The organism is Rhodoligotrophos defluvii (genome assembly GCF_005281615.1).
GTDB lineage: Bacteria > Pseudomonadota > Alphaproteobacteria > Rhizobiales > Im1 > Rhodoligotrophos > Rhodoligotrophos defluvii.
Window position 1 is genome coordinate 1,400,344 of sequence record NZ_SZZM01000001.1, and the last position, 11,817, is coordinate 1,412,160.

At 64.1% G+C, this 11,817-nt stretch carries 13 protein-coding genes; 7 read left to right on the plus strand and 6 right to left on the minus strand.

Annotated elements, in window-relative coordinates; genetic code table 11:
- Positions 1-19: 19 nt before the first annotated feature.
- The 3 genes from E4P09_RS06635 to E4P09_RS06645 all read right to left on the minus strand — a co-directional run bounded on the left by E4P09_RS06635 (position 20) and on the right by E4P09_RS06645 (position 2,806).
- Positions 20-511: a DUF992 domain-containing protein gene (locus E4P09_RS06635; RefSeq protein ID WP_170984258.1), complete on the minus strand. Its 492-nt coding sequence runs from the start codon at positions 509-511 to the stop codon at positions 20-22.
- Between the two features lie 25 nt (positions 512-536).
- Complete coding sequence (locus tag E4P09_RS06640) at positions 537-2,150, minus strand: phosphoenolpyruvate carboxykinase (RefSeq protein ID WP_137388737.1); 1,614 nt, start codon at positions 2,148-2,150, stop codon at positions 537-539.
- A 260-nt stretch (positions 2,151-2,410) separates the two neighbouring features.
- Entirely contained in the window at positions 2,411-2,806 is a 396-nt protein-coding gene (locus E4P09_RS06645; protein WP_137388738.1) for a carboxymuconolactone decarboxylase family protein, read from the minus strand.
- A gap of 109 nt (positions 2,807-2,915) precedes the next feature.
- Here E4P09_RS06645 and ndk point away from each other — a divergent pair, with 109 nt between their 5' ends.
- Positions 2,916-3,338 (plus strand): nucleoside-diphosphate kinase, encoded by a 423-nt coding sequence (gene ndk / locus E4P09_RS06650; RefSeq protein WP_137388739.1) that lies wholly within the window; start codon positions 2,916-2,918, stop codon positions 3,336-3,338.
- Between the two features lie 4 nt (positions 3,339-3,342).
- On the opposite strand, the gene E4P09_RS06655 is transcribed toward ndk, so the two are convergent.
- Positions 3,343-4,587, minus strand: coding sequence for a patatin-like phospholipase family protein (locus tag E4P09_RS06655; protein WP_137388740.1), 1,245 nt, complete (start codon positions 4,585-4,587; stop codon positions 3,343-3,345).
- 155 nt (positions 4,588-4,742) lie between these two features.
- Positions 4,743-5,168 (minus strand): hypothetical protein, encoded by a 426-nt coding sequence (locus tag E4P09_RS06660; protein WP_137388741.1) that lies wholly within the window; start codon positions 5,166-5,168, stop codon positions 4,743-4,745.
- A gap of 296 nt (positions 5,169-5,464) precedes the next feature.
- Here E4P09_RS06660 and E4P09_RS06665 point away from each other — a divergent pair, with 296 nt between their 5' ends.
- The 6 genes from E4P09_RS06665 (at position 5,465) to E4P09_RS06690 (ending at position 11,345) form a co-directional block, all read left to right on the plus strand.
- Positions 5,465-7,054: an ABC transporter substrate-binding protein gene (locus E4P09_RS06665; protein WP_137388742.1), complete on the plus strand. Its 1,590-nt coding sequence runs from the start codon at positions 5,465-5,467 to the stop codon at positions 7,052-7,054.
- A 92-nt stretch (positions 7,055-7,146) separates the two neighbouring features.
- The gene (locus E4P09_RS06670; RefSeq protein ID WP_275406457.1) at positions 7,147-8,166 is read left to right on the plus strand and encodes an ABC transporter permease; all 1,020 of its coding nucleotides are present in this window, start codon (positions 7,147-7,149) and stop codon (positions 8,164-8,166) included.
- Entirely contained in the window at positions 8,163-9,095 is a 933-nt protein-coding gene (locus E4P09_RS06675; RefSeq protein WP_137388743.1) for an ABC transporter permease, read from the plus strand. The genes E4P09_RS06670 and E4P09_RS06675 overlap by 4 nt, the downstream gene beginning before the upstream one ends.
- A complete protein-coding gene (locus E4P09_RS06680) occupies positions 9,092-9,934 on the plus strand; it encodes an ABC transporter ATP-binding protein (protein ID WP_137388744.1) in 843 nt (280 codons plus the stop codon). The genes E4P09_RS06675 and E4P09_RS06680 overlap by 4 nt, the downstream gene beginning before the upstream one ends.
- A gap of 1 nt (position 9,935) precedes the next feature.
- Positions 9,936-10,718 carry an ABC transporter ATP-binding protein gene (locus E4P09_RS06685; protein ID WP_137388745.1) on the plus strand — a complete coding sequence of 261 codons (783 nt, stop codon included), beginning with the start codon at positions 9,936-9,938 and terminating at the stop codon, positions 10,716-10,718.
- An 18-nt stretch (positions 10,719-10,736) separates the two neighbouring features.
- Positions 10,737-11,345 (plus strand): glutathione S-transferase family protein, encoded by a 609-nt coding sequence (locus E4P09_RS06690; protein ID WP_137388746.1) that lies wholly within the window; start codon positions 10,737-10,739, stop codon positions 11,343-11,345.
- 6 nt (positions 11,346-11,351) lie between these two features.
- Here E4P09_RS06690 and crcB read toward each other — a convergent pair whose 3' ends face one another.
- Entirely contained in the window at positions 11,352-11,741 is a 390-nt protein-coding gene (crcB, locus tag E4P09_RS06695; protein ID WP_137388747.1) for a fluoride efflux transporter CrcB, read from the minus strand.
- Positions 11,742-11,817: the final 76 nt, after the last annotated feature.

The window sequence follows — 11,817 nt, forward strand, 5'->3', positions numbered from 1 at the left end:
GGAGAGGCGGCCGGCTGCCTTACCGCTTGGCAGGGCGTAGGTCGAGCTGCGTGACGCCCACCGCTGCATTGAGGCCTCCGGTCTGGGTCTGCATGCCGATAGGGTCGAGATGCACCGCTCCCTCGCCCTCGCGCACGAGGATATTGGCGCCCGAGCCGACGCCGATGGTCGCCTCCACCGTGAAGCCGCGATAGGTTCCAGCGAGCGCCCGGCGTGGGATGCGGCTGGTCGGTGCCAGCACCCGCCAGCTGATGGAGGTGTTGCCGATCACCCCGACCTCGACCCCGTATTTGCGGAAATGGCCGGCATACACCTGGGCGCGGCCCCGCCGCGGGTGGTAAACGCAGCGCACCGGCCGATTCGACCCGAAATGCAGCGCCACATCCGGCCCCGGAACGTCACAAGTCAGCGTGCCGACCACGCGTAATGCGGCGGCTGCGCCGACCGGTTCACCGGCGCCGGCGAGCCAGGCCGCCAAGCCAAGCACGATACCGGCGGCAACCGCTCGCATCCGCGGTATCATTGCCGCAGAGCCCTCACTCTGCCGCTTCCTTCCAAATGGGCGCTGCCGCGCGCACCTCGGGGTCGACGTGAGACTCGAAACGCTGGAAGTTCTTGTTGAACATCTTCACCAGCGCTTTGGCCTGTACGTCATAGGCCTGCTTGTCGGCCCAGGTCTCCCGCGGCGAAAGCAGCTTGCTGTCGATCCCGGGAACGGCGGTCGGCACCAGGAAGCCGAAATTCGGGTCGGTGCTGAACTCGGCCTTGTCGAGCGATCCGTCCAGCGCCGCATTGAGCAGCGCGCGCGTCGCAGCGATCGGCATGCGCTGTCCCACCCCGTACTTGCCGCCGGTCCAGCCCGTGTTCACCAGCCAGCACGAGACATTGTGCGTGGCGATCAGGTCGCGCAGCAACCGTCCGTACTCACCGGGGTGGCGCGGCATGAACGGGGCGCCGAAACAGGCCGAGAAGGTGGCTTCCGGCTCGGTCACGCCCTTTTCGGTACCCGCGACCTTCGCCGTATAGCCGGAGATGAAATGGTACATCGCCTGGCTCGGCGACAGACGCGCGATCGGCGGCAGCACCCCGAACGCGTCCGCCGTGAGCATGATGATGTTGCGCGGCTGCGGCGCCAGTCCCGTGTCGCTGGCGTTGGGGATGCTGTGCAGCGGATAGGCCGAACGGGTGTTCTCGGTCAGCGAGCCGTCATCAAGGTCGAGCTCGCGGGTGACGGGATCCATCACCACGTTCTCGAGCACCGTGCCCCATTGCCGGGTGGTGGCATAGATCTCCGGCTCGGCCTCGGGCGAGAGGCGGATGACCTTGGCATAGCAGCCGCCCTCAAAATTGAAGATGCCGTTCTCCGACCAGCCGTGCTCGTCATCGCCGATCAGCGTGCGGCTGCTATCGGCCGAAAGCGTCGTCTTGCCGGTGCCCGATAGGCCGAAGAAGATCGCCGTGTCCCCGTCTGCGCCCACATTGGCCGAGCAATGCATCGGCATTACGCCGCGCGGCGGCAGCAGGTAGTTGAGGGCGGTGAACACCGATTTCTTGATCTCGCCCGCATAGGACGTGCCGCCGATCAGCACGAGGCCGCGCTTGAAGTCGATGGCGATCACCGTTTCCGAACGCACCCCGTGCCGCTCCGGATCGGCGCGGAAGCCCGGCAGGTCGATGATGGTGAGCTGTGGCTGGAAGGTCGTGAGGTCCTTGGCCGGCGGCACGATCAGCAGATGCTGGATGAACAGCGCATGCCAGGCATATTCGCAGAAGATCCGGGTCGACAGGCGGTGCACCGGGTCGGCGCCGCCATAGAGGTCCTGGACGAAGAGCTCCTTCCCTTCCGCATAGACGAGGAAGTCCTTGTAGAGCTGGTTGAAATGCTCCGGCGAAAGGGGCCTGTTGTTATCCCACCAGATCTCGTCCCGGGTGGTTTCGTCGCAAACGATGAACTTGTCCTTGGCTGAGCGGCCGGTGTGCTGGCCGGTCGACACAACGAAGGCGCCGCCTTGAGCGATCGACCCTTCGCCCCGTTTGACGGCCGTCTCGTACAACTCCGCTGCGGTCTGATTCCAATGCACCTTGGCGACCGCACGGAACCCCGTCGCCTCCGCCCCCAAGGCTGTGTTGTAACGCCCGCACTGTTTCACGCCTATCTCCTGGCCTTATCCTCGCCGCATCGCGGCTTCTGCAATCTGCAGCACCTGCAAAATGAACAACTCGCAAGCTCTTCGAAATGACCGAAAACCGCGGCGACTTCCCTGCGGCAGACAGCCACAGCGTTCTTCGGTCCCACAGTGAAGCCGCAAAATTAGGCCGCGTCGCGGCAGGCTCCAGGTCAGGGCCTACAACTCTATGCAATCTCCGCCCTTTGGACAATGCCTCCGGAAGAGGACGAATTCCGGGGCGTTCACCTGTCGCTGTCGGGTTTTTCATCCAGCGGCACGCGATAGGCGGTCGCCAACCGGTTGGTCATATTGGCGAGGCCGACAATCGCATAGACTTCCGCAAGCATTTCGTCCGTCACGCCCTTCGTCCGCGCCGCCGCCGTGTGGCTCGCCTGGCAGTACGCACAGCCATTGGTGATCGACACCGCGATATAGATCAGCTCCTTCACCGCCGGGTCGAGATGGCCGCCCGCGCCCATCACGTCCTTGAGCGAAGACCATACATGGTCGAGCATGCGCGGGTCGTTCGCCAGATATTTCCAGAAATTGTTGACGTCGGGCACGTTCCGTGAGGATTTGATGTCGTCGTAGATGGCGCGGACCTCGTCGCTCGCATCCGCATACTCGATTGCCTTCATGTGAACGCCCTCTGCTTGCCTCTGGCTCGGCTTGAAGGAGTGTAGGTCCGCCGCTATAAACCGCGCCACCCTTAAATCCATGACCTGATCCAATCACAAGAGGACGACCATGGCGCTCGAGCGCACCTTCTCGATCATCAAGCCCGACGCGACAGCGCGCAACCTCACCGGCAAGATCATCGCCAAGCTGGAGGAGGCGGGCCTGCGCGTCGTTGCGCAGAAGCGCGTGAAATGGACACGAGAGCAGGCGGAAGCCTTCTACGCCGTGCACAAGGAGCGGCCGTTCTTCGACGACCTGGTGGCGTTCATGACGTCCGGCCCGATCGTCGTGCAGGTGCTGGAGGGCGAGAACGCGGTGGCCCGCAATCGCGAGGTCATGGGCGCGACCGACCCCGCCAAGGCCGACCCGGGCACCATCCGCAAGGAATTCGCCGAGAACATCGAGCGCAACTCCGTGCACGGTTCCGACAGCCCGGAGAACGCGAAGATCGAAATCGAGCTGAACTTCCGGCCCGAGGAGATCGTCGGCTAATCCGCTAACGCGTGCTGACCGTGCGCGCAAGCCGCTGGCTCGGCTGATTCGGCTTGTAGCGCTCGAACCCCAAGGCGGGCGGCATGGCCATCCATTCCGCGCCGCTTCGGCCGATGGCGTAGCCGCGCCTGTACAACGCCTGCATGTACTGCACGTCGAAGCCTGTATTGCCCGTGTGCTCGAAATCAGCGGGAATGGCAGCCATCCGAAACGCGAGGCCATGCGCCTGCGCCAGGGCATAGAGGCGGAACAGGTCGCCGATGCCGTGCGCCTTGGTGAGGGTGTTGAGCGAGCGTGCAATGGTCGGCAGCAAGCTCGGCTTCGTGGGTGAATATTCCGGGCTGAGCTTCCCGTTGTGAATGACATAGAGCTGGCGCGGCACATGCTGACCGCGAGGCGACAGGGCCTTCATGAACAAGGCCGGGAAGATGAAGGCATTCGCGCTGACCGAGCCGTCCACGTGCAGCTCGTCATAGTGCGCGCCGTTCGCGGCAACGGCGATCCTCACCGGCGGAAAGAAGCCCGGCACCGAGGCCGAGGCCAGCAATACCGACCGGAACAGGGTGAGCCGGCCGGGTTCTCCGCTCGCCGCGATCGCCCCCATGTCCCAGATCACCGGCCGCTGCGCATCGAGATTGGTGGTGGCCACGAAAAATCGCCGGCCGCGCCGGTGCTCTGTCGCGACCTCATCGAGATAGGCCGCATCGATCGTACGAGCGATCAGTCCGGCGAGCGGTGCGTCGTCGGCAAGCGATTCGCCCCCCAGCAGAACGGGCAGCAATCCGCGCCATCGCATGATGTGCTGTCCACCATATTGGGTATAGAGCGCGGTCAGCTGCGCATCGCGCGACGGGCCGAGAAAGGCCAGGGCGCCGATCAGCGCGCCGGTGCTGACGCCCGTGACGACCTCGAATCGTGGCCGACTGCCGCGCAAACTCCACCCGGCCAGCACGCCGGCACCGAACGCGCCGTTCTCGCCGCCACCCGAAATCGCGAGGAAATCGAGCCTGTGCGGCGCGCGTCCTGCGCCCCGGTAGGCGCCGGCGCGATGGGCCGCCTGCAGGGTCGCCGCTGCATCATCCGTGTCCGGCAGTACATCGCCCCAGAAGCGGATTTGCGGATAGCCGGCCGGGTTGGCGGCCCGGAGCTCGGCAGGCGGAACGGGGTGGCGCGGTTGAAACGACGTGCAGGCGACAAGGCCTGCCGACAGCAAGACGATGGCCCCAGCTCGCAGCAAGCTGGTTATCATGATGGCGATGTCCCCAAGTGAACCCGCGCCATTCTGGCTGAACGCGCCCGCTCTTAAAAGTTGTGTGTATGGAAATCACGCGCGATATGCGTGAGTTGCGCGCCGATGTGTCCTCGAGGCCGCACCGGCTGCTTGGGGCCTGCGCCTTGTTCGCGTCAAGGGCGCCGCTTGTGCGGGACCACGTCCCAGATCTGCTCGTCGTAGAGATGGAGATCGACCGTGCCGTCCTGTCCCTGCGAGATCGTGAATGTGTGATCTGTAACGTCCAAATACTTGTAGCTCACTTTCAGGACGTGGCGCCCCACCTTCACGACGAAGCCGTCAAACTCCTTCTCGATTTTGATGTCCTTGAGGGCGGCATTTCCGATCTTGAGATGCTCGACCTCGACTTTCTCCACGATCTGGAGGTCTGCTGACCACGGAACCAGCAGATGATCCGGAACGGGGGTCCGGCAGAAATGGGTGTCGGGATCCACAGGACCAAAGGAGATGACCGGCCCTTCGTCGTGATCTTTTGCTTTGGCGACGTGAACCGTGAAGACATTGGAACCGTCGTGGTGAGTGCCCCTTGCCTTTGCCATAATCCTTACTCCGCGTTGTAAAATTCGCCTCCGTCTCACCCAGCACACATGCTTGAGTGGAGCAAAATACGCCTTGAGCTTGGGAGAAATAGACTTAGAAAAACAACCTATGATTGAAGATAAATGCTTGGCATGGTTAAGATTTAGCCCGGGAAATGCCTTCAAATCGCGCGAGGCAGCCCGGCTTGTCCGCCGCGCGTGCGCCGGCGCCTTTGCCGAAGGAAGTATGGACAGCGGCGCGGGCTCAGATGCACACTCCTGTTTCAACACGCGAAAAGGGAGGGAAACCAATGCGAATGCCTCGGCTCCGAGAGTTCCTGTCGGCAACAGTGATCGTGCTCGGCCTGTCAGGGCCGGCCATTGCGGATACGCCCGCCGACACCCTGGTGCAGGCCTGGCAGTTCGACGACATCATCTCGCTCGATCCCGCCGAGATCTTCGAGCTTTCCGGGGCCGAGATCGCCGGCAACACCTATGAGCGGCTGATCGGCTACGACATCAACGACGTCTCGAAGCTGCACGGCGTGGTGGCCGAGAGCTGGACCGTGTCCGAGGACGGCAAGACTGTCACATTCAAGATCCGTCAGGGCCGCAAATTCGCATCCGGCAATCCGCTGACCGCCAACGACGTCGCTTATTCCCTGCAGCGCGCCGTGTTGTTGGACAAGTCGCCCGCCTTCATCATCAACCAGTTCGGCATCACCAAGGACAATGTGAAGGACAAGATCAAGGCCACGGGCGATTACGAGTTCACCTTCACTATGGACAAGCCCTATGCCATCAGCTTCGTCCTCTATTGCTTGACCTCCACCGTCGCTTCGGTCGTCGACAGCAAGCTGCTTATGGAGAACGAGAAGAACGGCGACTTCGGCTATGAGTGGCTGCGTACGCACTATGCCGGCTCCGGTCCGTTCAAGATCCGCGACTGGCGGGCCAACGAGGTCATCGTGCTGGAGCGGAATGAGAACTATGCCGGCGACGCCCCGCCGCTCGCCCGGGCGATCTATCGCCATATTCCGGAAACAGCCACCCAGCGCCTGCTGCTGGAAAAGGGTGATGTGGACGTGGCCCGCAATCTCGGCCCAGAAGAGATCGCAGCGGTCTCGGGCAAGGACAACATCGATATCGTGCAGGCGGCGAAGGGCACGCTTTACTATTTCAGCCTGAACCAGAAGAATGAGATGCTGGCCAAGCCGCAGGTGCGCGAGGCGATCAAATATCTCGTGGATTACGATGCGATCGCCGACACCATCATGAAGAACCTCGGCGAAAAGCATCAGGCCTTCCTGCCCAAGGGCTTCCTGGGTGCGATCAACGACACGCCCTACAAACTCGATGTCGAGAAGGCCAAGGGGTTGCTCGCCGAAGCCGGCTATCCCGACGGCTTCACCATCACCATGGACGTGCGCCAGACCCAGCCGATTGCGGGCATGGCCGAGGCGGTTCAGCAGACCCTGGCCCAAGGCGGCATCAAAATGGAGATCATCCCCGGCGACGGCAAGCAGACGCTGACGAAATACCGGGCGCGCCAGCACGACATGTATATTGGCCAGTGGGGTGCGGACTATCAGGACCCGCACACGAACGCCCAGACTTTCGCGTCAAATCCCGACAATTCCGACGATGGCCCTTCCAAGACCCTGGCCTGGCGCAATGCCTGGCCCACGCCCGAGCTGAACAAGCAGGTGGATGCGGCCATTCTTGAGAGCGATACCGATAAGCGTGCCCAGCTCTACCAGGCTATGCAGAAGGAGGTGATGGAGACTGGCCCCTTTATCATCATGTTCCAGCAGATCGAAGTCGCGGCCGTGTCCGACAAGGTCAACAACTTTGTGCTGGGCCCGTCGTTTGACACCAATATCGTTGCCTCGGTGAGCAAAGACTGACATTGGCGCTGAGGGGCACAGCACGGGTTGGCGCCGCCTCCGAAGCTGCCGTCGGCGGGGTTCGCAGAGGCGGCGCGGCAGCCTTCCCGGCGGTGATCCGCATCAGCTGGCGCATTTTGCGCTTCTTGCTGATGCTGGCCATCACCCTGGTGGGTCTGCTCGCCATGACCTTCGTCATCGGCCGGCTGGTACCGATCGATCCGGTGCTCGCCATCGTCGGCGACAGGGCATCGCCCCAGGTCTATGCGCGCGTTCGCGAGGAACTGGGGCTCGACCTGCCGCTCATCCAGCAGTTCTGGATCTATTGCAAGCAGGCGGTGACCGGCGATTTCGGCCGCTCGGTGCTCACCTCCAACCCGGTGCTGCAGGACATCGCCCGCTATTTCCCCGCCACCCTCGAGCTTGCCACCCTCGGCACCATCATCGGCACGGTGATCGGCATACCCCTTGGCGTGTTTGCCGCGGTGCGCGCCGGCAGCCTGCTCGACCAGATCGTGCGCGTGATCGGGCTGGTCGGCTATTCCGTGCCGATCTTCTGGCTGGGGCTGATGGCGCTCCTCCTGTTCTACGCCAAGCTCGGCTGGGTGGCCGGGCCGGGCCGGCTTGACATCGCCTATGATTATCTCGTGACCCCCGTCACCGGCATGCTGCTGATCGACAGCCTCATGCAGGGCCAGATCGACGTGTTCTGGAACGCGCTCTCCCATATCATCCTGCCGGCAAGCCTGCTCGGCTACTTCTCCTTGGCCTATATCAGCCGCATGACCCGCTCGTTCATGCTGAACGAGTTGGCCCAGGAATATGTCACCACCGCCCGCGTCAAGGGCCTCTCGGAAGCGCGGGTGGTCTGGTTCCACGCCTTGCGCAACGCGGCCGTGCCGCTGGTCACGGTCATCGTGCTGTCCTATGCCAACCTTCTCGAGGGCTCCGTGCTGACGGAGACCGTCTTCGCCTGGCCCGGCCTCGGCTCCTATCTCACCAATTCGCTGCAGAACGCCGACATGAACGCGGTGCTTGGCGCAACCCTGGTGATCGGCGTCACCTTCGTGGGGCTCAACCTGGTGTCGGACCTGCTCTATCGCCTGCTTGATCCGAGGACGAGAACGCCATGACCGACGTGACCGGCCCCCGCTCCGCCGCTTCGCTCAGGCAATGGCTGCTTGCGGCCGAGCCTCAATCGCGCACCCAGGCCCGGCTCGGTCGGATGTATGTCGGCTGGCGCACGCTTATGGGCAATCCGCTCGCGGTCATCGGTCTCGTGATCGTGCTGGTTCTGGTGCTGGTGGCGATCTTCGCCGATGTGCTGGCCACCCACTCGCCTGTGATCGGCGGCGATCTGCGCACCGAGCGCCTGCTGCCGCCAAACGCGGAATTCTGGCTCGGCACCGATGACCAGGCTCGCGACATCTATTCCCGCATCATCTATGGCTCGCGCCTGACGCTCGTGGTGGTGGCCCTGGTCACGGTCATCGCCATGCCCGTCGGCCTGTTCTTCGGCACCATTGCCGGCTATTTCGGCGGCATCGTCGATGCGGCCTTCATGCGCATTACCGATATCTTCTTGGCCTTTCCGCGCCTCGTGCTGGCGCTGGCTTTCGTGGCGGCGCTCGGGCCCGGCATCGAGAATGCGATCATTGCCATTGCCATCACCATCTGGCCGCCCTACGCCCGCCTGGCCCGCGCCGAGACGCTCACCATCCGCAACAGCGAGTTCATCCATGCGGTGCGCCTGCAGGGTGGCTCGGCCCCGCGCATCATCCTCAAGCACGTGGTGCCCCTGTGCACGTCCTCCGTCATCGTCCGCGTGACGCTCGACATGGCCGGCATCATCCTCACCGCCGCCGGCCTCGGCTTCCTAGGGCTGGGTGCGCAGCCACCCTCGCCCGAATGGGGCGCCATGATCGCCTCCGGCCGGCGCTTCATCATGGACCAGTGGTGGGTGGCGGCCATGCCGGGCCTTGCCATCTTCATCGTCAGCCTGGGCTTCAACCTGCTGGGCGATGGCCTGCGCGACGTGCTCGACCCAAAGGCCTCGCGATGACCGGTCCCGCGCTTCTCACCGTCGAAGACCTGCATGTGCGGTTCCACCTGCGCCGGGGCACGGTCGAGGCGGTGCGCGGCGTATCCTTCACACTGGGGCGCGAGCGGCTCGGTATCGTGGGTGAATCCGGGTCGGGCAAATCGCAGACCGGTCGCGCCATTCTCGGCCTGGTTCGCCCGCCGGGAGAGATTACCGCCAAACGGCTGACCTTCGACGGCATCGACCTGCTCAAGGCTCCGTCCCGCCAGCTGCGCGCTCTGCGCGGCAGCCGTATGACCATGGTGATGCAGGACCCGAAATACTCCCTCAACCCGGTCATGACGGTGGGCCGCCAGATGGTCGAGGCCTATCGCGCCCACAACCGCAAGGCCGGCCGATCGGAGGCGCTCGACCGCTCCGCCGCCATGCTTCAGGCGGTCAAGCTGCATGATCCCGCCCGCGTCATGGCGCTCTACCCCCACGAGCTGTCCGGCGGCATGGGCCAGCGGGTCATGATCGCTATGATGCTGATCACCGAGCCCGACCTGCTGATCGCCGACGAGCCAACCTCGGCTCTGGATGTCACCACCCAGCTCGAGGTGCTGCGCATCCTCGACGAGCTGGTGGCGGAACGGGGCATGGGCCTCATCTTCATCAGCCACGACCTGGAGCTCGTCGCCTCGTTCTGCGACCGGGTGCTGGTGATGTATGCGGGCAAGGTGGTGGAGACGCTGCCCTCCGGCGATCTCCACGCCGCGCAGCACCCCTATACACGTGGGCTCATGGGCTGCCTGCCGAAGCTGGTGGGCGACAGCCACCCGCTCCCTGTGCTCAAGCGCGATCCTGCCTGGGCTGCATGACATGGCCAAGCCCCTGCTCGAGATCGAAGACCTTGGCGTCGTGTTCGGCTCGGGCGGCAGCCGCTTCGTCGCCGTGCACGAGGTGAGCTTCGTCTTACAGGAGGGCGAATCCCTGGGCCTGGTCGGCGAATCCGGTTCGGGCAAATCCACGGTGCTGCGTGCTATTTCGGGGCTGAACTCCATCTCGCAGGGCGCGATCCGCCTGCTGGGCAAGCCGCTTGGCGCCCGCCGGGACATGAGTTTCTTCCGCACGGTGCAGATGGTCTTTCAGGACCCCTACGGCTCGCTGCATCCAAGGCACACGGTCGACCAGATCCTGTCGGAACCCCTGGCCATTCACCGGATCGGCAACGCCTCCGATCGCATCGTCGCGGCCTTGCGGGAGGTCGGGCTCGGGCCAGGCTTCCGCTTCCGCTATCCGCACCAGCTCTCCGGCGGGCAGCGCCAGCGAGTGGCCATCGCCCGCGCGCTGATCCTGCGCCCCAGGCTCATTCTGCTGGACGAGCCGACCTCCGCGCTGGACGCTTCCGTCCAGGCGGAGATATTGAATCTGCTCGAAGACCTGCGCCGCGAGCACGGCTTGACCTACATCCTGGTGAGCCATGATCTTGCTGTTGTCGCACATCTGTGCGAGCGCATTCTGGTGATGCGGCACGGCGCCGTGGTGGAGCAGACCACGGCGGCCGCTTTGCGCCGCGGCGAGGTCGAGAACGACTATACTCGGGAAATGCTGGAAGCCGACCAGGGCTTTGTGAGGCGTCCGAGGTCTGCCGCAATGTCATAGAAACGGAAGGGGCCACTCATGAGCGATGAGATCGTGTTCTACTCCAACCCGCGCTCGCGGGCGCTGATCGTCCATTGGATGCTGGAGGAGGTCGGCGCCAAGTACCGCACCGTCACCCTCGACCTCCAAAAGGGCGAGCAGCGGCAGCCGGACTATCTCGCCATCAATCCCATGGGCAAGGTGCCCGCCATCGTCCATCGCGGCAACGTGGTGACGGAGACGCCGGCCATCATCGCCTATCTCGCCGACGCCTTCCCCGATGCCGGGCTCGCCCCTGCCGTGGACGACCCGGCGCGCGGGCCCTATTACCGCTGGCTGTTCTTCGGCGGCAGCTGTTTCGAGCCGGCCCTCCTGGACAAGATGATGAAGCGGCCACCAGTGGAGCCGGCCGGCATGACCGGCCATGGCTCCTACGAAGACGTTCTTGCATCGCTCAAGACCGCGCTGACGCCGGGCCCCTATCTCTTGGGCGAGCGCTTCTCCGCGGCCGATGTCTATATCGGCTCCGAGCTCGGCTGGGCCATCAAGTTCGGCGCGCCCGGGCTCGACACTGAGCCGGTCATCACCGATTATGTGTCTCGCATGGCCAGCCGGCCGGCTTTTATGCGCACCATCGGCCAGACCTGACCGGGCTCACGGTGTGATGGCCCGCATGACCGCCAGCCCGGCAAACAGCGCCGCGATCGACAGCACCACCGACCCCAGCACGTAGACGGCGGCGATCGAAAGGTCGCCCCGCTCATAGAGCACGGAGGTGTCCAGGGCGAAGGCGGAGAAGGTGGTGAACCCGCCGAGTACGCCGGTCATCAGGCAGAGCCGCAGCCATTGCGGCGCCTCGGTGGTGAAGGCGAACAGGCCGGCGAGGAGCCCCATGATGAAGCAGCCTGCGATGTTGACCGCCATGGTGCCCGCCGGGAAATCCGGCCCGACCAGATACAGCGCCAGCCTATTCACGCCATGGCGGGCGGCGCTGCCGATGCCGCCGCCCAGGAACACCACTAAGTATGGCCAGAAAAATTGCATGGGCGGGTATTTTTTCCGAATCATCTGCGCGGGACGGCCGCAAGCAGTATCGCCATCCGGCGCATATCTGCTAGAG

Bases quoted from the DNA above. Each gene is read 5' to 3' on its own strand.
- E4P09_RS06635 (WP_170984258.1), bottom strand. From the start codon at position 511: ATGCGAGCGGTTGCCGCCGGTATCGTGCTTGGCTTGGCGGCCTGGCTC.
- E4P09_RS06645 (WP_137388738.1), bottom strand. From the start codon at position 2,806: ATGAAGGCAATCGAGTATGCGGATGCGAGCGACGAGGTCCGCGCCATC.
- ndk (WP_137388739.1), top strand. From the start codon at position 2,916: ATGGCGCTCGAGCGCACCTTCTCGATCATCAAGCCCGACGCGACAGCG.
- E4P09_RS06655 (WP_137388740.1), bottom strand. From the start codon at position 4,587: ATGATAACCAGCTTGCTGCGAGCTGGGGCCATCGTCTTGCTGTCGGCA.
- E4P09_RS06660 (WP_137388741.1), bottom strand. From the start codon at position 5,168: ATGGCAAAGGCAAGGGGCACTCACCACGACGGTTCCAATGTCTTCACG.
- E4P09_RS06665 (WP_137388742.1), top strand. From the start codon at position 5,465: ATGCCTCGGCTCCGAGAGTTCCTGTCGGCAACAGTGATCGTGCTCGGC.
- E4P09_RS06675 (WP_137388743.1), top strand. From the start codon at position 8,163: ATGACCGACGTGACCGGCCCCCGCTCCGCCGCTTCGCTCAGGCAATGG.
- E4P09_RS06680 (WP_137388744.1), top strand. From the start codon at position 9,092: ATGACCGGTCCCGCGCTTCTCACCGTCGAAGACCTGCATGTGCGGTTC.
- E4P09_RS06685 (WP_137388745.1), top strand. From the start codon at position 9,936: ATGGCCAAGCCCCTGCTCGAGATCGAAGACCTTGGCGTCGTGTTCGGC.
- E4P09_RS06690 (WP_137388746.1), top strand. From the start codon at position 10,737: ATGAGCGATGAGATCGTGTTCTACTCCAACCCGCGCTCGCGGGCGCTG.
- crcB (WP_137388747.1), bottom strand. From the start codon at position 11,741: ATGCAATTTTTCTGGCCATACTTAGTGGTGTTCCTGGGCGGCGGCATC.